The organism is uncultured Odoribacter sp. (genome assembly GCF_937966165.1).
GTDB lineage: Bacteria > Bacteroidota > Bacteroidia > Bacteroidales > Marinifilaceae > Culturomica.
Map to the genome: position 1 here is coordinate 292,206 of NZ_CALCLB010000017.1, position 22,322 is coordinate 314,527.

Sequence of the window (22,322 nt, forward strand, 5' to 3'; positions counted from 1 at the left end):
TCCCGATATGGGCAAACTGCCGGAAGATTTCGCCTATCGTATTCCTCTAAATTTTCGGACTTTCGGAAGAAGTACCCTTTATACATTGCTAATTATTTTAATCCCTGTATTGTTGAAAAGCCAAAAAGAAATCCGGATTTGTTTTGCAGGATCATTAAAAAGTGAATGAGGAATTTAATAAATGTTTAATAGTATATTTTCCGTATTTTGTTATTAATTCATTAAATTTGTTCATTAATTCCCTTTAAAATATCCGGAGATTCTGAAACGGAATTTCTAAAATTTAAACATCAAGACAAACATAAATGAATTATAAATTTTCTCACATCTCTTTTTTAAACAAAATAAAAAAAGGAGATATTAAAGATTATTTCCGCCAATTATCCGTCGTCATTGTTGGTATCGTAATTACTTTCCTTGCCAGTGATGCCATCAATCAACACAGCAAACAAAAAGAAGTGGAAAAAATCACAACTATGCTAAAAAAAGAAGCAGCAGATAATTTAAAATCTTTACACTTCCTGCAAAGTCGCCTGATACGGGAATATAATCTCTATAATCTGATCCGCGAACATTTAAATGATTTCAGTTGCTTACCACAGGATTCTCTCAGGAAATATCAAGCTTTACCCGGGAATGACTACCGGTATTTGTTTAAAACACAATCTTTTGATGTTTTGAAAAACTCAGGACTAATCCCACATATAAAAAATAAAATTTTCCTGAACAATCTCTTTTCTTGTTATAATTCTCTGCAATTTTCCCAGGAATGGATAAACACTTATTATGCGGATAAGACAAATGCTACCTGGAAATGGCTACAGAATCTTAGTTTAAAAGAAGCACAACAGTTGTTTATGGATGATGATGATCCGATCAATATAACTCAATACTGGACATTCATTCTGGAAAATGATAATACCCGTAATTTTTATATCAATGCCTGCGGATACATCGAAACAATATTAAATGAATGCAAAAAGACGGAAGAGCTGCTTCAAAAAATACTTAAAGACTTCAAATAGTCCCTGCTTTTATATATTCTATTTCTTAAAAGAGTGATATCAAAATGAGAAGGGGTAATTAAGCGACAAATAAATCAGGTAAACAAAGGGGTAAACCGATAATTTTTATAAAATAGCTATAAATAAACTAAAGATTACGCCTTCTATTCGCATAAATAAAAATCTATTTTGCATCTTCACGCAGGAATTTTTGCTCTTAGCTGTCTAATAGGAGAGAAGATATTTCATCTGCGTGCGAAAAAACTTTTACGAATGTCTGTAAAGTATATTTGAATTTGCTCCAATCTTTCGGACAAAGAAAATCTTGTATTGAAAGATGTTGTAAAACCGATAAATACTTTATTAAAAACAGGAAACGGATGTATCAGAAAATGTTGCGAATAAAATGTGTGAACCTTAATATATTATTAATCATTAAAATCAAAAAAAGATGAAAGCTTTATTTATTGCCCTGGCATTTGTATTTACAGTAAGTATTGCATCTGCTCAAAGTAACAAAACCACAAAAGATCAGAAAAAAGAATGCAAAAAAGAATGTGTAGTAAAAAAAGAATGTTGCAAAGATAAAAAAGATACAAAATGCTGTAAAGTAAGCAAGAAGGACGCAAAATGCTGCAAGGAAGGAAAAAAACAGGGAAAATGCTGTAAAGAAGGGAAAAAAGAAACTTGTGAGAACAGTGAAAAAAAATGCTGTAAAGACAAGAAATAAAACAGAAATAGTTCAATTATTAAATTACTCCTCAAATACTTATCAAGTTAGTCCTTATAAAATTAAAATTTTATAAGAGTTAACTCAGGAAAATTTAAGGAGTAATTTTAAGTAAAGTATTTTTTTATCTCCGTCAAAAAATGATCAGGGAGAATCGGTTTTGTAATAAAACCATTACAGCCGGCTTTTCTGGCTTCTTCTCTGTCTGAATCGAAAGCATAAGCCGTCTGCATAATAACCGGGATATGCTGATATTTTTTCCGTATTTCCTTTAAGGCCTCAATCCCATCCATTTCAGGCATTTTGATATCCATCAAGATTAAATCTACCTTTTCTTTGTTTACTATTTCCACGGCTTCTTTCCCATTTTTTGCATGCAGAACCTCATAATTTTTATGTAAAAGAGTATAAATAAGCATATAATTGCTTTCGTTGTCCTCTGCAACCAGAATAAGGGGGCGGATAGAGGCAGGTAACGGGATTTCCGAAGAAACGGAAACATCCGGACCCTTATAACCTTCTGCCGATATATCTTCTGTCTGGAAAGGCAATATGACAGAAAAGCGGCTCCCTTTTCCTTCTTCCGATTCCAAGTAAATATGGCCTCCCAGTTTTTCTACAATTCCTCTGCAAATAGCCAGTCCCAAACCGGTCCCCTGAGCGAATTCATCTTGTTTATAAAATCGTTCAAAAATCATTTTCTGTTCCTGAACCGGAATACCTTTTCCGGTATCTTCCACATAAATAACGACTTTTCCGTTCGTTTCCTCTTTTTTATAACCGACTAAAATATGTCCGTAATCTGTAAACTTCACAGCATTATTGATAAAATTTGAAAGTACCTGGCTCAGGCGAAGTTTATCGGTATACAAAAAAAGAGGTTCTTCCGGAACTTCTTTTAAGAGTTGCACCTTATTGTGTATTAACATCTGGTGGGTGCTATATAATTTCTCCACCAACTCCGTAAGATTACATTTGTCAAAAGTAAATGACATATTCCCCGACTCAATCCGTGAAATTTCCAAAATATCTTCTATCAATTTCAGCAATAACTCACAGTTTTGATTAATAATCTTAATGAACTCCTGCCTTTCTTCGAAAGAATGGTTCTCCTCATCTATCAACAAATTTGAAAAACCAACAATAGCATTCAGGGGGGTACGGATTTCATGGCTCATATTAGCCAGGAAAGACTGTTTAAGTTCAGCTTTTGCAGCTAAATCTCTGGCCTGAGTAAGTTCTTGTTCGCGATTTTTATAATCCTGTATATTCAAAAGCAAACCTATAATAGAAAAGTTATGCCGTAAAGAATCGTCAACACGGATATAACGGAATTCATACCAGACATAGCCTGATCCATTAAAATTGCAACGACAATCGATGATCGCCCTTTCCATTAAACCCGCCAAAAGCTTTTTAAACTGTGCAGCTGCCTGGGGACAATCGTCCGGATGAGTCACCTCACAGAGTTGTTCTAAAGTGAATAAACGGAAAGGGATACTTAAATTTTCAAAAAATTCTTTATCGAAAAAGAAACACCCTATACCCGGCTCATACTTCCAGGCAAATATTTCATTTCCCTCCAATGCCAGTGATAAAAACTCTTTCTCCTTGCGGAGATGTTCCCGGGCTTCTTTTTTCTGGCGGGCTTCCCTGACATAAAGGTAAGAAAGATAGGTAATCAAAGACAGGATCAAAATTGTGGCTAATGTACAACCAATGATAATAAAAACCCGATGCCGTTGATAAAAAGGGATATTCACAATCTCATAATGAGCCGGGACAATATCCGGAGAGAGATGCCAACGTATCAATTCTTCCCAATCGACTACATATTTTTTCCTACTTTGGGAGATCGGGAGTTCCCAAACCGATTTCCCTTTTAAAATCTGGGCTGCATACTTAACAGCTTCCGTCACTTGGATATCCAGCGTAGTAATATATCCCCCCAATACGCCCTGATGGTATCCAAAGCACTCGTTAATCACAGTAAAAGTCGGAATAGAAGCCATTTGACCAATACGGGTAGAAGTAAAGTCGTATTTTGTTTGGACAAAAGCAGAATATTTTGACATACCGCTAATTGCCCATAAAATCCCGCTTCCTTTATTATCCCGAAGGTTTGTAAAGAAAAACTGAGTCGTATCAGGGCGCATTACACGCTGAAGCATTTTTTCAGAAACAATATCAGAAAGTACGGGCCGGTTTACTGTTGTAGAGTCCTTTAAATAACCGTATAACAACTCCGACAACCCCATATCCTTTCTTTCCAATTGCCTGGCCAATTCTAAAGTCACCTGCCGGCCTAAGAAAGTATTATCATAAAAAAAACGGATTCGGGTTTTTCCCAATAATTCTTCTATCATGTTTACCGTCTCAAGATAATCCGGCCTATCCCAGTATCCTGTGACGTTATCAAACTTTTTTAATAAATTCCAATTGGGAAAATTCACTCCGGAAAAAACAACCGGCGTATTGAAAACCAAAGGATGCCCACAAGCCAAAGTCGAGTAAGTAGCCTGATCTTCGTTTACTAAAATTAAATCAGGATGCCAGGAACCGATAGAATCCAAATAATCGTATACCCGTTGTTTTTCAGGTTCCTCCAAATACTGCTCACAGTCCAGATAAAAAATCCGGAGATCGGCTTTGATCCCTTCTTTTTTGAAATTTTCCAAGATCATCCGGTTATAATCCGGATAAACAACATAATCCGAATCATAAGAATGAATTACCAGAACGCGGAATTTTTCTTCTCCATTAGCCCAGCTGCTAAACGGAAATAAAAAGATAAACCACAGAAGGCTGATAAAATGCATTGAGAACAAAAAATCTTTCACTGTCGGTATTGATGTTGTCAAACATCCACAAATGTAATAATTCCCCGGGAAAAAACAGGAAAAAGATTGTTATTCTTCAAAATCCCCTTTCCTTTCAAAATAAATCATTCTGTTTTCAGCAGTAAAACATTTTATTCCGTTTTTAAAGTCTCTACAGGATTTGCAGAAGCCGCTTTCCAACTTTGCCAACAAATCATTAAACCTGCGATAAAAAGGGCAATCATTCCGGAAATCACAAAAATCCACCAATCCAGAGAAATACGATAATTAAAACCGGACAGCCAGCGGTTCATCGCATAATATCCTACCGGACAAGCAACAAAAAAGGCCAGTATAATCCATTTTATAAAATTATTCATCAACATCTGCAGCACTTCCCGTATAGAAGCTCCATTTACCCGACGAATACCGATCTCTTTGATCCGTTGCTGTATAAAATAAGTGGCCATGGCCAAAATCCCCATAGCAGAAAGCAGTATCGCCAGTATGCATAAATTTCCGATCATATTGGAAATCCGGTCAATATTATCGTACCATTGTACAATGGCATCATCCAAAAAAACAGATTCAAAAGGGGTCCCGTCGCTCAACTGTTTATATACATTTTCAACTTCGTGAAAAGCAGCGTAGGCATCATTACCTTGCAATTGTACCAGCATGCACCACGGACATTCCGGCGCTTGCATAAGAGAAATCATCAAAGGTTGTAATGGATGGGACAAATCCCGTATATGGAAATTATTTACAATTCCGCGTACCGGCTGCATCCGGTTATCCATTTTAAATTCCAAAGGTAACTCTCCCACTCCCAGTTGCCTCACGGCTTCTTCATTTAACCAGACACTTTGATATTTTAATACATTCCGCTGAGAAGTACTGCCAAATGTATACTCGACATATTCACCACCCTCCAGATTTGTATTTCCAGTAGGCCTTTCCTTTATACCCAGCATCCGGAAAAAAGAAGAATCCACTTTAAAGGTTTGAAAACTCAGTCTCCTTCCTTCATAATCAAAAGTCAAATCACTTCCTCCATATATCGGATCACCACAAGTAAAAGCAACTTCTTTTACTCCGGCAATCTTCAATAATTCATTTCGTAATGTTTCTTTTTTACCGGCATCCAAAACATAGGGGAAACGAACGATTTGATCCCGGTTAAAACCCATATCGTAATGTTGCATAAAATGTGTCTGCTTCATCAATACGATGGTACAAATCGTCAATACAATCGCAATCGTAAACTGAAAAGAAATCAAAGCTTTACTATATACTCCCCTGGTTCTCTTCCGGAATACTCCCTTCATTACTTCTATGGCATTATAACGGGTTATCACCCAGGCCGGTATACTTCCCGATATAAAACCGACCACTAATATCAATAATAATGCATACAAGAGCAGGAGAGGAGAAAAAGCGGATGCCACTTCTATATGAGTAGCCATCAAGTCATTAAATACTGATTCCAGTAATATACTGAAAACACAGGCAATCAGAAAAGCCACAAAACTTAAAATAAGCGATTCTCCTATAAATTGAGAAAAAAGCATGTTACGCGAACTTCCGAACAATTTTTTTACAGATATTTCCCTTGCCCGCATACTTCCCTGTGCAATGGATAAATTAATATAATTTATAATTGCCAATAGTAAAATCGTCAAACCTATAGCCGACATCACTGCAATTAAGGATTTACTGTTACGTTTTCCCCCTCCGCCGTAAGGACTGAAATAAATTTGTTCCAAAGGTTCGATTACAAGTTTCTTAGGACTATCTTCCCGTTGATATTGAGAGGTATTTTTCTGCAAACAGGTTAGTATATCTTTTTCCCGTGCTTGCAGGTTTGTTCCCGGTTTTCCCATTAGGTAAAGACTAAACGTGGCTATTCCCATTTGTTCCAAAACATCCCCATTTTTCCATCCCCAATAATCGGATAAACCGGCAATATTGACAGCTACATCAAAACGAGAGAAATGTGTATTCTCAGAAATATCTTCCATTACTCCCGTTATGGGAACAGCAATACCTGAAATCTGAATTTCTTTCCCTAAAGGCGATTCATTTCCATACAATCTTCTCGACAACGACCGGGTAATGACCATACTGTATTTCTCCCGCATCACTTCCTCCGGAACCCCTTCCAGCAAAGGGAAAGTAAACATTTTGAAAAAAGTCGGATGTACATAAGCACAGGTATACCGAATTTTTTCTGTAGGAGAAACCGGAACAATTCCTTGCCGGTTTAACATAAACAGAGAATAGCACTCTATTTCCGGGAATTGCTGCTGTAACAAACTTGCCATGGGGCCGGAATATCCGTAATCCAATTCATTTGCCACCCGAAACAGACGGTCTTTATGTTCCTGAAAAGAATCTACAGCCAACTCCTGACGGATGTAAACACTCAGCAATATAACAAAAGTCAAAGCCGTTGCAAAGCCTAAAATAGTTACAGAAGAATATAATTTATTTCTGGAAAAATTACGGAGAAACAATTTATAGCCTGAAAATTGCATAATTATTTTATTTAAATAAAATTACTTTTAGCCTTTTTGTACGTTCGATAAAAAGCCTTCCCCATCTTTTTCCTGCTTCACGGTAATACAAATTTTTCTACTTATTCATTTTGTAAAGCCTTTACCGGATTTTCAGATGCCGCTTTTATACTTTGCCAGCCTACAATTACTGCTGCAATAAAAAAAGCCATACAACCCGCTCCTAAAAACAGTTCCCAATTCAAATCCGTCCGGTAAGGATAATCCTCCAGCCAACGGTTCATAATATACCAAGATAAAGGACAGGCAAAAACAAAAGCCAACGCAATCCATTTCATAAAATTACCCATCAACATAGAAAGAATCCCGTTTATTGTAGCCCCATTTACCCGTCTTACCCCGATCTCTTTGATCCGCTGCTGTATAAAATACGTAGCCATGGCCAAAATTCCCATCATACACAATACTATAGCCAGCATAGAAAAATAACCGATCAAACGGGCCGTATGAGCTTCCGATTTATACCAGTCGTCAATGGTTTGGTCCATAAAACCGGCATCAAAAGGTTGCCCATCGGTAAAATGACTATATGTTTTTTTGATCTGATCAAAAGTTCCGGCTGCATTCTCCGGAGAAATTTTTACCAAAATCGTCCAGAAATTCAGCTCATCCGATTGAAAAGGAGAAATAATTAAAGGCTCTATTTCACATGTCAAATCTTTTATATGAAAATCCTTTACAATACCTAAAACGGGACATTTTTGTTCATAATACATGAATTCTGTCGGAATACCTTCGGCTTCAATCGCTTTCACAGCTGTTTCATTTAACCACACCCCGTTTTTATCGTATGCAGTCCCGGTTGGAATAACCTGTAAATCCAATATTTTAAAGAAATTAGAATCTACGACAAATTGCTGGAAACTGATCTGTTTACCGGTACCTGCATAATCGGTCATGGTCTGATTGTTTCCTCCGTCAATCGGAGTACCCCGTACAAAGGACACTAATTGTACGCCCGGAATTCGTTCAAATTCACTTTGTAAAGCATTTTTTTGCTGACTTGTAATTTTATTATCCAACCAAACAATATAGTTTTTATTGTATCCCAACTTATAATTTCGCATAAAATCCGTCTGTTTCCAAATAACCAGCGTACAAATAATCAATGTTATCGCTGTACAATACTGGAAAGAAATCAGTACTTTACTATAGACCCCCTTCGTCTTTTTACGGAAAACTCCTTTCACAACTGCTACCGGATTAAAGCGGGTAATAATAAAAGCAGGTATTATTCCGGCAATTATACCAATAATTCCGACTCCCAATAAAGTAATAATCAGAGTTACAAAGGTGAGATGTTGACTCAATTCGATATGTGTTTTCAATAAATTATTAAACCAAGGAATTACAGAAACGGTAAAAATACAAGCTAAAATAAAGGCTACATAGCAGAGACTGACCGATTCTGCAATAAATTGACGGAACAAAGCCCTGTTATTACTACCCAGTAATTTCTTTATTGCCGACTCTTTTGCCCTAAAACCGACCCGCGCTACGGAAAGGTTATTGTAATTGATCAACGCCAAAATCAAAATAATCCCGACAATAGCCATCATGACGGAGACAAAAGTACGGCTATTGTGATGTACCCCGTAAGTCAATTTCGGACTCCAATACACCTCTTTCAAAGGGTCTAAAAAAAGTTGTTTTCTGTAATTATCCTTATACATCCAAAAGTCTTTTTTCAGGTATTCGAGCATAACCGGAATTTTAGAAAAAAGCTCCGCACCCGGTCGCACCATCAGATAAGTCGCAAAGGCAGAACTATTGTTATTTCCAATCCAACCTGCATTCAAACTATTAAAATCCAACAAGGCATCGCAAGTTTTAAAATGAGTATTTTTCGGGAAATCCTCCGCCACTCCGACAATTAACCATCCGGTTTCACCTCTCATATTCAAATCTTTTCCAAGAGCCGATTCATCGCCAAACATCTTCCGGGCAAAAGAACGGCTAATAACTACTTCTTTTTTAGCTTTAAAATTCCGTCCTTCTGTCAAAGGAAAAGAAAACATATCTAAAAAAGCCGTATCTACATATAAACTGTGAAGCAGTAACTTATTCCCATCTGCTGTCGTCGCATAATCTGAATTGTTTTCATATATCCTCGTATAAGCTTCGATTTCCGGAAAAGCATCCTTTACGCCTTGAGCCACCAAAGCTCCCCAGGTCGCTCCATCTTCCCCTTCCATCCGCACAATCCTGTCTTTGTTTACATGAAAGTCATCCACAGATAATTCCTGACGAATATAAACACTCAATAATAGTACAAAAGTTAAAGAAATTGCAAAACCAATGATTGTTATTACCGAATATAATTTATTCCGGATTAAACTTCTGACAAATACCTTTAAATCCAAAAAATTCATAGCCGTTCAATTAAATTTACGTTTTCGGAATAAAAATTGAAATGTTGAGTAAACAGAGGAGAATTTTTATCCGTTTTTAGCTGAAGGGAACAACCTTTATGCCAAAAGAATAAAATATTGAATTTCAATATTTTAAATACTTGATAAACGTTTTCACCTGTATAATTATTTTACATTCCTGTCTAAATTTTTACCACTCAGCAGGAAGAATACATTACTCAAAAACTCCTCTTTTTACTCTGTTTTCAAGGCTTTCACCGGATTAACAGTAGCTGCTTTCCAAGTTTGATAACTAACCGTCAGCAAAGCGACAAAAACCACAATTAAACCGACTGCTGCAAATATCCACCAACTGATTTCCGTACGAATACGGAAATTTTCCAACCAACGGGAAATAAAAATGTAAGCGACCGGGCAAGCTAGCACAAAAGCGACCAATACCCACATTAAAAAATCACGGTTTAATATGAGCAGGATTTCGCCAACTGTTGCACCATTCACTTTACGAACTCCTATTTCCTTAATACGTCTTTGTGTCGCATAAAAAGCCATGGCAAATAAACCGACAATACTGATCAGTAAAATCACGAACATAGCCGAAGATAAAATTTTACCGGCATTGGTTTCCGCCTTATATAAATTTTCATAAGCCTGATCCAAAAAACCGTATTGGAAAGGCACATGGGGGACCAATTCTTTCCATTTTGCTTCTATCGCCCGAATTGCCACCTGCGGATCCCCTTTTATTTTAATTAAATAAGGGACTCCTCTGCTTCCCCAGGACTCGTTCAATTTTAAATAAACCTGAGGATCGACTCCCTGATGAAAGGACTTGGTCTGAGCATTTTTTACAACACCCTTTATAGGATAATAAGAACCGTAAATCAATAAATTTTCTCCTACAGGATTTTCCATAGCCAATAATTGAGCTGCCCTTTCATTAATCAGGCAATAACGAAGAGAATCATGCACTTCCCGGAAAGGATTTTCCCCTTCTATGACTTTCATCCCCATCAGATCGAAATAATTGTAATCAACACGGCACATCTCCATCAGATATTTATCCTCCATCCCTTCTTTACCGACAGTCCATCCCTGTACCCAATCGGTCGGCAAAGAATTTTTCCGGCTTACATCTTTTATTGCGGGGCATTGTAACAAATCATGCCGTACAGCTTCATAATGTTTCGCAAAATCATCCCGCCCTTCTACATACAAAACATTTTCTTTATCAAATCCCAAATCGGTACTTATCATAAAATGAACCTGTTTATTGATAAAAAAGATGGAAATCAAAAAAATCACAGAGGCTGTAAATTGAGCTATAATCAATCCTTTTTGTAAAAAAGAAAGGTTTTTACCTTTGAATTGCCCCCGCATGGTTTCCACCACTCCGAACTTAGTCATATATACAGCCGGAAAAAAACCGGCAATAAAAACAGTAAAAAGAGTAAGTCCCCCTAAAAAAACATACAATAAAGGGGACTTGAAATCAATATAAATATTGCTATTGGCCATTTCATTAAAAAACGGGACTCCGACACAAGCTATAACTACTCCAAGACCGACAGCCATTATTACATAATAAAAAGTCTCCGTAAAAAATTCCCGGATTAAAGAAATTTTATCTGCTCCGTGCGTTTTCTTTACGCCTATCGCCTTAGCTCTCAAAAAGGAAGTGGATATAAAGAGATTAATAAAATTAATACAGGCGATCAATAATACCACTAAAGCCGTCAGTAAAAAAATCATTACCAAGGACTTGCTCCCTTTGGCAATATTTTCTGATCCGCTTTCTGTAGAGAAATGAATATCTTTTAAAGGTTCAAGATAGACGGAACTCTTCCGGTCCCGGAAAGAAATCATACGATCTGACAACAATTGAGTCAATTCGTTTTGTAAAGTCGGAAAGTTTGTCGTCGGCTCAATCTGAAAATAGGTGATATAAATATCCGAACCGCCCCACACATCCCTTGCATACCAACCGAATAAAGGAACAATCATATCAGCCTGCAAATGAGAATTAGCGGGCATATCATACATGATTCCCATAACTTTAAAATTTTGCCCTCCGTAACGGAGTATTTTCCCTATCGGATCTTCTCCGGGAAAATATTTAAGTACAGCTGATTCGGAAAGTACAATATTGTCCGGTGCTTCAAAAATGCTAGCAATATTTCCCACCTTCAGAGGAAACGTAAAAAAAGTAAAAAAATTAGTATCTGTGACTAAAACCTTATTTTGGTTATATACGGTGTTGCCGATCCAGATTTCGCTATCAGTCCAGGCAGCAACCCGGCACATTTTTCGGATTTCCGGAAACTTATCTTTTGCTTCTTCCCCGAAAGGTTTAAACGTTGAACCAAAACGAGTCGATTCATTATTTTTAAACGTATTTATAGTCAAACGATAAATCTGATCTCCATGCTGATGAAAATTATCGAAACTCAATTCATTGATTCCCCATAACCCGATGAGTAAAGCCACAGCTATACTAATTCCCAGGCAACCAATACTCAGTATACCAACGGTTTTCTGTTTTTTCAGATTTCGTACAAAGACTTTGAAACTATTCAGATTCATAAAATTTATTTTATATGTTCCAGAAACGTTTCTGTTATTCACTTTTCAGCACCTTTACCGGATTTACATTGGCTGCTTTCCAAGTCTGGTAACTAACAGTCAGTAAAGTCACAAAAAATGTAATGATTCCCACAAGGGCAAATATTCCCCAACTTAAAGAAGTTCTCTCCACAAAACTTTCCAGCCAATGGGATACAAAGATATAAGCCAAAGGACAAGCGATCAGAAAAGAAATTCCGACCCAAACAAAGAAATCGCAGTTCAGGATTAATAATAATTCCCATACTGAAGCCCCATTTACTTTCCGTACTCCGACTTCTTTCAGCCGGCGTTGTGTGGTATAATAAGCAATGGCAAATAAACCTGCAACACTAATAATCAACGTAATGATCATGGCAACCCCCAATATCTGTCCGGCATTGGTTTCCGCCTTATATAAACGGGCATAAGTATCATCTAAAAAATAATAATCAAAAGAAGTACCGGGATTGAGGTCGTTCCATTTATTTTGAATCAGGTGAACGGCTTCCTGCGGGTTTCCCTGTATTTTAAACAGAACGGTAGGATCACCGATCCAGTCTTTTTCAAAAGTAAAATAAATTTGCGGATCTATTCCTTGGTGAAGTGATTTCGTCTGTGCATCTTTTACCACTCCCCGAACAACATAAAACCGGTTATCTGTATATAGTTTTTCTCCTACAGGTTCAGTAAAACCTAACATCCGGGCCGCTGTTTCATTCAAAATACAATAATGTAAAGAATCTCCGGAATCTTCACTAAATTCTTGTCCTGCAGACATCCGCATGCCCATCATATCAAAATAATTGGGTTTTATCTGGCAAAATTCCATCAGATATTCCTGATCATCACCCGGTTTTTTTACCGAATTTCCCCTGCACCAACCCGCCGGATCCGTATCTTTTAAAGTTACATCTTGAACAAAGGGATAACTTTTCATTTCATTCCGGAATGCTTCGTAATTCTTCACAAAACCGCCCCGGTCATATACATATAAAACATTTTCTTTATCAAAACCCAAATCTTTATGAATCATATAATTTACCTGTTTATTGATAAAGAAAACAGATATCAGAATGATAATAGAAGCTGTAAACTGTACAATAATCAAACCTTTCTGTAAAAAAGAAAGATTTTTTCCTTTAAATTGTCCTTTTAAAGTAGCTACAGCATTGAATTTGGTCATATACAAAGCCGGAAAAGTACCTGCTGTCAACATGACAAATAAAGTCACCCCGAGCAGAAAAATATATAACCACGGATTCAAAAAATCAATTGTCAAATGATAATCCGCCAGACGATTGAATAATGGTAAAGTCAGCTGAGCCACAACCACTCCGATCACCAAGGCAATCAATACATAATAAAATGTCTCCTTATAAAATTCACGTATCAACATTCCTTTTTCTGCCCCATGAGTTTTTTTCACTCCGATGGATTTAGCTCTTAAAAAAGAGGTAGAAATAAAAAGATTAATAAAATTAATACAAGCAATCAACAAGATTACAAAAGCCGTTAACAAAAAAACCAGTACCAAACTTTTATTTCCATGGACTACATTATCGAACTTAAAGGAATTATTGAAATGGATATCCGATAAGGGCTGCAGTTTATATTCAAAACCCAGTTGTTGCCATTGAGAACTGGTGATACGGATCAATTCCGTCATTCCCTTTTCGAGACGAGAAATATAGGCCGGATTCTCTATTTTGAAATAGGTCAGGAAGCAATCTGTAGAACCGTAACCCAAATACTGATCTTTTGCCCAATAACCCAGGAAAGGACTAATAATATGAGCTTTGAGATGAGTATTCTCCGGCATATTTTTCATTACAGCTGTCACTGTAAATATTTTATCCTGTATAGTCATCATTTTTCCGATGGGATTTTCGCCAGGGAAATACCGGTTAGCAGCAAATTCATCGATTACTAAACCATCAGGAGCAGAGAGACAGGTACGCGGATCACCTGTTTTTAAAGCAAATGTGAAAAATGTAAAGAAATTGGAATCCACTAAAAAGATTTTATTGTCCTGATATATTATATCATTAATTTTTACCTCCAAATCTTGTGGTGTAATCCGGCACATATCTGTAATTTCCGGAAACTTTTGCACCGCATCAGATCCTAGAATTTTATAAGTTGAACCAATAGCAGTGGGAGTATTGTTCAGCATTAGACTTCCGTATACCCGATAAATTCTCTCCCCGTCTTTCTGAAACTTATCAAAACTGAATTCATTAGCCGCCCACAATCCGATAAGAATTACCACAGCAATTGCAATGGCCAAACTCCCGATACTCAAAATACCAACCGTCTTCTGCTTGATTAAATTTCGCCAAAAAATTTTTAAACCACTTCTTTCCATATGCTTTCAGTTATATAACTTCTGTATTTTTTACTTATTCATGTCAAATTATATGCCAAATATATAACTGATTAATATTTATACATTTAACTAAGAATAGAATTAAAGTACTGTCTAAAAAATGGACAAAACTGTTAAATAATTATACAGATAAAAGGGAAGAAAAGGATGAATTGTTCAACCATTTAAATGCAAAAGGTTTAAAGAAGAAAAAGGTTTAAAAGATTGATAATGCTACCTTTACCGGATAAAGATCCGGCTAAAATTTGCAGAAAAATTTATTATATTATAAAGATACATTACCCGCAATTTCATTCTGATTATCAAATAAAATACAAGTCTACAATCAAACCTTCTCCGCCCCTTCAACAGTCGAACAATCAAACCTTTTGAATATTTAAACGCCCTATTCGCTTTTCAAGGCTTTTACCGGATTTTCTGTAGCTGCTTTCCAACTTTGCCAACTCACTGTAATGAGGACAATTCCTAAAGTAATTACTCCAGCCAGCAAAAATATCCACCAATGAATAGGTGTTTTATAGTTAAAACTCTCCAGCCAACGACTTATAGCATACCAGGCAATGGGGCATGCAATAATAAACGAAAGGATCAGTAAACGGAAAAAATTCCGGTTTAATAACAGCATGATCTGGCTTTCAGTAGCTCCATTCACTTTCCGGACACTGATTTCTTTCCGTTTATACTGAGCGTTGAAGACAATCAGCCCATACACTCCTACCAGGGCTAAAATAATAGCAATACTCCCCATTAATGAAATAACCTGCATCAGACGTTTCTCAGCTTCATAACTTTGCTGTAAAGATTGATCCAGAAATTCAAATTCAAATATTCCGGAAGGAGATAAATGTTCATAAATTTCCTTTATTTTTTCGATAGTAACCGAAAAAGAATGGCCGGACAATTTCAGGAACATATATTCATAACCCGGTTCGTTTTGACAAATAATGGCCAAAGGACCGACGGCTTTGCGTAATGACATATAATGAACATCGTGAGCGACTCCGACAAATCGTCCTTTAAATGTCGGACTCGGAAAACTACGTTCCAAATAACGTTCCAAAACCGGTTGTTTTTTCACAGCTGTCTCGTTTAAAATAATTTGTCTTTCCGATAAATCAGACTGAGAAAAATTTTCTCCTTTTATTAACCCTATTCCAAAAAAGTCCATAAAGTTTTTATAAACGATCCAACTGTCTAATTGTACTGCTTCCCCATCAATTTCTGTTCCTGCACTCGAGACTAAATCTTCACCCGGTACATAATCGGAAAATGTATAATCTGTTACACCGGGAACAGCTGTCATCTCTGAAATTAAAGTTTCCTGATTAGCCATCAAATCCCTGTCCAGTTTCAACCAACCGATGTTCTCCGTCTGGAATCCCAGGGAGTAATCCTGCATATAACGATATTGGGCTCCCATCAATAAAGTACAGGTTATCAATACAATAGAAATAATAAATTGAAAAGCCATCAAACCGTTTCTCAAACGAATCCCTTTAGGGGTCATCACAAAACTTCCCCTTAACACCATTGCCGGCTCAAAAGAAGTAACGTAAAATGCCGGATATAAACCGGCAAAAATACCCAGTAGAATAGCTAATAAACCGATTCCCCCCATTATTTCCCAGTGATCTACCGGAATCAACGATACAGAAAACAAATTTGAAAAGCCGGAGATGGCAAACAATTGTAACAAACCGATAGACACCAAAAAAGCAATTACGGTATAAGTAACAGCTTCTGCTACTAATTTCAGGCGCAGAGCGGCAACTACAGCTCCTAATACTTTTTGAGTATTTATACTTTTCATCCGGGTAGGAGCCAACGACATCGAAAAATTAATAAAATTAATGCCTGCAATCAGGATAATTAACAATCCGATAGCTACCATTACTACAGCATTCCGACGGTCTCCTTTATCAGAAGCATCGTAAATCACCGTATTATCGTAAAATATTCCGGTCAAAGGAGACACGCGCAAATAGGACTTCCCTTCTTTTTCTACTTGCTCTTTTTTATGCAGCCCTTCAAAAATCTGATCCAGAGTAGCAATTTCCAAAGCATTAACCTGTTGCTGCAATACATTTCTATCCGAAGTTGCCGCTTTTATATAGATTTGCCCACTCCAGTCCCCCCAGTTTTCCTCTTCTACAAAACGGGTATAACAATTGTTTTTAAAAACAGAATTTTTCGGCATGTCTTTATATACAGCAGCTATTGTTACATCTTTCCCTTTCCCATTGCGAAATATATGTTTCCCTACTGCCGGTTCACGGCCAAACCATTTCTGAGCCACACTTTGCGGAATCAACAACATATCGGGCTCCGTCAAAGCCTGCCGGGCATCTCCCTCCAGAATCTCCATACCTAACACATCAGCGAAACCAGCCGTTGCATTTCCACACATTTCTTTGAATTTATCTGATGAACCATCCGGTTTTTTCAGCAAGAATATATCTTTCTGATCATCCGCCATAACAAAATAATCTTCTACCAGAGGACTTTGATCCTTTAACATGCCGCCCATCGGACTGGGACCGGAAGCACAATATTGTAAAGACATCGGGAAAAGTAACTCTACCCGGAAAATTTTATCGGCATCAGGCCGGAATCGGTCGTATCCATTTTGAAAAACCAATTGGATAACAATTACGGCAAAAGCCGTAAAAGCGACCGACAACCCAACCACATTCAATATTCCGGCTATTTTAAAGCGGCGGAAATTGACCCAAAACTCTTTGATAACTTTCATATCTACTGATTTTAATTTGGCAAAATTAATTTTATGCCCGTGGATTAAATTTTTTAAAATTAAAAAATATCTCTGACTCCCCGTAACCGATTAATGAATTTCCGGCTCCGATGAAAACGTAAAATCAGAAATGTCAGTTCTCTTCAACAGCTCCCGTACAGGAACCTTACTCCAAAGGGAAAAACCTTCCCCTTCCCTCAATCCTCAAACTTATAATTGTCTAAATCCTTAAATGAAAGTAACTTCTCTTTTATCTATTCACTTTTCAAGGAATTAACCGGATTCTCCATCGCTGCCTTTAAACTCCGCCATAACAAAGTAATTAAAGCAATTGCAGCTGTCAATGCTCCCGCCACTATAAAAATCCACCAACTCATTTCTGTGCGCTTCAGATAAGATTCTAACCAACGGCTCATAAAATAATAAGCCAATGGACAGGCAATCACAAAACCAACCAATATCGGCTTTAAGAAATTGACATTTAACAACCAGACAATCTCTGATATTCTGGCACCATTCACCCGGCGAATCCCTATTTCTTTCCGTTTCTGTTCCATCATAAAAGTAGCTAACCCGAACAAACCCAGGCAGGAAATTAAAATAGCCAATACAGAGAAAAAAGATACCATATGAGAAGTTTGCTTTTCAGATTCAAGCCAATATTCTACATCTCCATTGAGAAAACGGATAACAGGCGGTTCTCCGAAAATTTCTTCCGTTCGTTTTTTTATCCTATCGTAAACTTCCCCTAATTTTTCCCCACTTACCCGTATACTCACGATATTCACCCACTCTCTTTCTTCCGGATAAATCGGGAAAATGACCAAAGGTTCTTCCTCTGCTTTAAAGTCATTAAAAAGGAACTGATCCACAACGCCTAAAATCTTCACTTTTGGGGTTTCTTCCCCCTGCTGAAAATATTTATCCAAAGCATTTCCCCCCATCAGTTCTGCCAATTTGCGGTTTACAACCACTCCTTCCTGTGATTCAGTAAAAAACTCTCCCTCTTTTAGCCGGATGTCATATACTTTAAAAAAACTTTCATCTGCATACAGCATAGAAATCAAAGGATTCTGTAAAGGATCTTTCCCTTCCCAATTAAAACCCACCCCATTCCAATATATAGCAGTGGGAATAGATGTCGAAACTGTAGCAAAACGCACGCCTCCATCTTTCACAAGTTCATCCCGTAAAACAAACGCTTTCTGAACCTGCGCCTGATTGCGCAAAGATATATATAAAACTTCATCCCATTTATATCCCAAATCCATATTCTGATACATCCGGATTTGACGGGAAATGATCAATGTACATGCAATTAAGGTAATGGATACGGCAAACTGCAAAACGACCAGGCTCTGACGCAAACGGGCACTCCATAAGCCAACAGCATTCCGGCCTTTTAACACCTTTACAGGCAGAAAAGAAGACAAATAAAACGAAGGATATAAACCAGCCAGCAAGGTCGTAATCACCAACATAATTCCTCCGATCCAGAATACTTCGGGACGAAGTAAATCAGAAACCCGGAAATTGCTTCCGATTATTGTTCCAAAAACAGGCACAATAACATAAGCCAATAAAAAAGCCAGAAAATAGGAAATCAATACCAATATAAACGTATTGGAAAGATAAATAGCAATTAAACTTTTGCGGGTAGCTCCCACCACTTTCCGTATACCCGTTTGTACAGCATTCTGGGAAAATGCGGCGGTTGATAAATTGACAAAATTAATACAAGCAATCAACAAGATCACCAAAGCGATTAATCCCATCAAGCGTACCTCCCGGATATGCCCGTGAGCATGTAAATAACGGTCCTTTAATTTTCCGGCTTTAATATACAACTTCGTTTCCGGCTGAGCTTTTATCGCCCGGTCTTTAATCTCTGTTGCGAACTTTTCAAAACCGGCCATATCTTTCAATAAGACATAACTTTCAAAGCTATTGTTATACCAGGCACTCAAGCCTTCCTGATTCCGTTCTATAGGCAAAAAAATAATCTCTTCCCTTCCTTGCCGGGCAACTGTCCGGTGCAGTGGCAAATTTTCTATAACGCCACATACAGTAAAAGTCCCGAAATCGAATTCCAGCGCCTGGTCTATAGGGGACTTATTTCCGAATATGATTTTCGCAGCCTTACGCGTAAGTACGCAACGATCTTTTTCTCCCTCGGCAAAAGGCCTTCCCTCTATGGTTGTCAAACTGAATAAATCGAATAAATCGTAATCCGCATCATAAGCCGAAATACCGAAATTTTCTGTCTCATATTTAACCGTCCGGGCTGCATTCCGGATACGAACAGCCTTCTCTATTTCCGGACGTTCCATCTTTAATACGGGAGTCACCGCAGGGGAAACGCCCCAAAAAGTATTTTGTCCTTCATGATACCCCTGAAGGGTGACAATCCGGTCGATATTTTTAAACGAACGGTCTGTCTCCACCTGCCCTACAATCCACATGACAATCAATAAACAGCAAGCAAGTCCAGGAATCAGACTCAACATATTGATCATGGAAGACAATCGGTTGTGTTTAAAATTCCGGGAAAAATTTTTGAAAATGTTCATGTATAAATTATAACGTTAAAAAATGCCTTTTTTAAAAATCACGCCTTTATCTTCCCTTTAAAGCTTCAATCCTCCTTCCACATTTGCAATTCCTTCTTTCAAATAACCATCCATAATATTTACAATCCGGGTACCATAGCGGGCATTCTGTTCGGAATGGGTTACTTGAATAATAGTCATTCCTTCCTCCTGATTTAATTTTTTCAATAATTCCATAATTTGCCTTCCTTGTTCAGAGTGTAAATTCCCTGTCGGCTCATCTGCCAGCAATAATTTAGGGCGGGCAACAATAGCCCGGGCAATACCCACCAACTGTTGTTGTCCGCCAGACAATTGGTCCGGAAATAAATCCTGCTTGGCTACAATATTAAAGCGATCCAGAATATCTGCCACAATTGCTTTTCTCTCTTTTCCCTTTACCCCCTTATACACCAAAGGCATCTCGATATTCTCATACACATTCATATCTTCCAGCAAATGATAGGCCTGAAAAATAAAACCGATATAATTCCGATGGCATAGATTCTTATCTTTTTCTGTCATTTTATGAACCGGATTACCCATAAAATAATACTCTCCTTCCGAAGGTTCATCCAGCATACCGATGATATTCAATAAAGTGGATTTACCCGCTCCACTAGGTCCCATAATACTCACAAATTCCCCTTCATTTACAGTAAAATTGACATTCTTCAGGATAAACGTACGCTGAAAGCGGGATTTATAATACTTGTCAACATTTTTTAATTCAATCATAATCTTGCCATTTAATTTCTTCTTAAATTCTACAAAACGTATGCCATTTCAAATAACAAATTCAATTACAATTATTTACATTTTTATATCCCTCAAAAAATGTCTAATTATTGGACAAGTTTGTCTATTAATTTGACAAATTTTATTTTTCCCAATCTGCTTTCTCTCAGACAAAATAAATGTCAATATTCATTACAATTTCCAAAAGTCCGTATTTAATTTTCAGTTTTCGATTTTTATTCGTTATTTTAGAATGCTAAAAACGGAAAATAACTTTATAAAGTTAATAAAAAACATTATTTATAAACCTGTCAGAAATCCGAATTTATCCGTATTGAAGAGAAACCGGATTCTGCACTTTTAAAATCAGTCCGATTATGGAAAAACAGGCAGCCAGAGAACTAATTGATTTTATCAATGAAAGCCCCACTAATTTTCATGCTATTCTGAATCTCAAAAAACACCTCCGGGAAAACGGATTTAAACAATTATTTTCCGGGGAAAGCTGGAATATTGAAAGAGGAGGAAAGTATTTCGTTACCAAAAATCATTCCTCCCTTTTCGCTTTTGTTCCCGGCAGTGGAGACATTGCTGAAAACGGATTTAAATTTATCTGTGCCCACAGCGATTCTCCTACTTTCCGGATTAAACCTCATGCAGAAATGCTTGTAGAAGGCAAATATCTCAAATTGAATACTGAAGTATACGGAGGGCCCATTCTGTATACCTGGTTTGATCGTCCTCTTTCTATGGCAGGACGGGTAATGCTCAAAAGTAATAATCCACTAAAGCCTGTCACCCAATTTGTCAATTTTAATCGTCCTCTATTAACGATTCCTCATTTAGCCATCCATTTTAACCGGGCTGTAAACGATCAGGGAAATCCGTTGAGCAAACAGAAGGATATGCTACCGGTATTAGGAATGGTAAACGAACATTTTGAAAAGGACAATTATTTACTCAACCTCATTGCCACCGAAATGCAAATTCAGCCGGAAGAAATTCTCGATTTCGACTTGACCCTTTATAATTTTGAAAAGGGATGCCTGACAGGCATGAATGAAGAATTTATCTCCTGTGGTAAATTAGACGATCTGGCCATGGTACATGCCGGACTGAAAGCGTTATTGAATTCTAAAGAATGCCGTAAAACAAAAGTGCTGGCTATATTCGACAACGAAGAAGTGGGAAGCGGAACCAAACAGGGTGCCGGCTCTCCCATATTGAGAACAATCATCGAACGTATTGTATACAATCTGGGAGGAAGTCCTGAGGATTTATACCGGGCCATTCACAATTCCTTCATGATCTCTGCCGATATGGCTCACGCTTTACATCCGAACTATGCTGAAAAGCATGATCCGACAAATCATCCGGTAATGAACGGAGGACCGGTAATCAAAATCAATGCTAATCAGAAATATGTTACAGATGGAGATTCAGCAGCCGTATTTCAAACCATTTGTAAAATGGCAGATGTTCCTTATCAAACATTTGTCAATCAATCGGATATGGCAGGCGGTTCCACTCTTGGAAATATTCTGCTTTCTCAAATGGAAATGCGGGGAGTAGATATCGGTAACCCGATGTGGGCCATGCACTCTGTACGCGAAACAGGAGGTTCCCTGGATCATCACTATGTCATCGAAGCTTTTACGACTTTTTACAATATCTGACAGAAAGAGAAAGCCGATATCCGGAAAAGACATTCCGGATATCACTTTCTTTCTAATTCGTTCGTTACCATGGTTCG

General features: G+C 37.4%; 11 protein-coding genes. 3 read left to right on the plus strand and 8 right to left on the minus strand.

The window, feature by feature from the left end:
• Nucleotides 1-305 precede the first annotated feature (305 nt).
• A complete protein-coding gene (locus tag Q0465_RS09185; RefSeq protein WP_298615375.1) occupies nt 306-1,025 on the plus strand; it encodes a hypothetical protein in 720 nt (239 codons plus the stop codon).
• Nucleotides 1,026-1,455: 430 nt separating this feature from the next.
• Nucleotides 1,456-1,734, plus strand: a complete 279-nt coding sequence (locus tag Q0465_RS09190; RefSeq protein ID WP_298615378.1) for a hypothetical protein — start codon at nt 1,456-1,458, stop codon at nt 1,732-1,734.
• A gap of 107 nt (nt 1,735-1,841) precedes the next feature.
• Here Q0465_RS09190 and Q0465_RS09195 read toward each other — a convergent pair whose 3' ends face one another.
• From Q0465_RS09195 to Q0465_RS09230, 8 genes are all read right to left on the minus strand, one after another.
• On the minus strand, nt 1,842-4,553 hold the full coding sequence (locus tag Q0465_RS09195; RefSeq protein WP_298615380.1) for a response regulator: 2,712 nt from the start codon (nt 4,551-4,553) through the stop codon (nt 1,842-1,844).
• A 152-nt stretch (nt 4,554-4,705) separates the two neighbouring features.
• Nucleotides 4,706-7,090: an FtsX-like permease family protein gene (locus Q0465_RS09200; RefSeq protein WP_298615382.1), complete on the minus strand. Its 2,385-nt coding sequence runs from the start codon at nt 7,088-7,090 to the stop codon at nt 4,706-4,708.
• A gap of 101 nt (nt 7,091-7,191) precedes the next feature.
• Nucleotides 7,192-9,501 (minus strand): FtsX-like permease family protein, encoded by a 2,310-nt coding sequence (locus Q0465_RS09205; RefSeq protein ID WP_298615384.1) that lies wholly within the window; start codon nt 9,499-9,501, stop codon nt 7,192-7,194.
• Between the two features lie 234 nt (nt 9,502-9,735).
• Nucleotides 9,736-12,084, minus strand: coding sequence for an ABC transporter permease (locus tag Q0465_RS09210; RefSeq protein ID WP_298615386.1), 2,349 nt, complete (start codon nt 12,082-12,084; stop codon nt 9,736-9,738).
• Between the two features lie 34 nt (nt 12,085-12,118).
• The gene (locus Q0465_RS09215) at nt 12,119-14,470 is read right to left on the minus strand and encodes an ABC transporter permease (protein ID WP_298615389.1); all 2,352 of its coding nucleotides are present in this window, start codon (nt 14,468-14,470) and stop codon (nt 12,119-12,121) included.
• A gap of 406 nt (nt 14,471-14,876) precedes the next feature.
• Nucleotides 14,877-17,243, minus strand: coding sequence for an FtsX-like permease family protein (locus Q0465_RS09220; protein ID WP_298615392.1), 2,367 nt, complete (start codon nt 17,241-17,243; stop codon nt 14,877-14,879).
• 254 nt (nt 17,244-17,497) lie between these two features.
• The gene (locus Q0465_RS09225; RefSeq protein ID WP_298615395.1) at nt 17,498-19,813 is read right to left on the minus strand and encodes an ABC transporter permease; all 2,316 of its coding nucleotides are present in this window, start codon (nt 19,811-19,813) and stop codon (nt 17,498-17,500) included.
• A 57-nt stretch (nt 19,814-19,870) separates the two neighbouring features.
• Complete coding sequence (locus Q0465_RS09230; RefSeq protein ID WP_298615398.1) at nt 19,871-20,569, minus strand: ABC transporter ATP-binding protein; 699 nt, start codon at nt 20,567-20,569, stop codon at nt 19,871-19,873.
• Nucleotides 20,570-20,946: 377 nt separating this feature from the next.
• On the opposite strand from Q0465_RS09230, the gene Q0465_RS09235 reads away from it, so the two are divergent.
• The gene (locus Q0465_RS09235) at nt 20,947-22,245 is read left to right on the plus strand and encodes a M18 family aminopeptidase (RefSeq protein ID WP_298615400.1); all 1,299 of its coding nucleotides are present in this window, start codon (nt 20,947-20,949) and stop codon (nt 22,243-22,245) included.
• Nucleotides 22,246-22,322 lie beyond the last annotated feature (77 nt).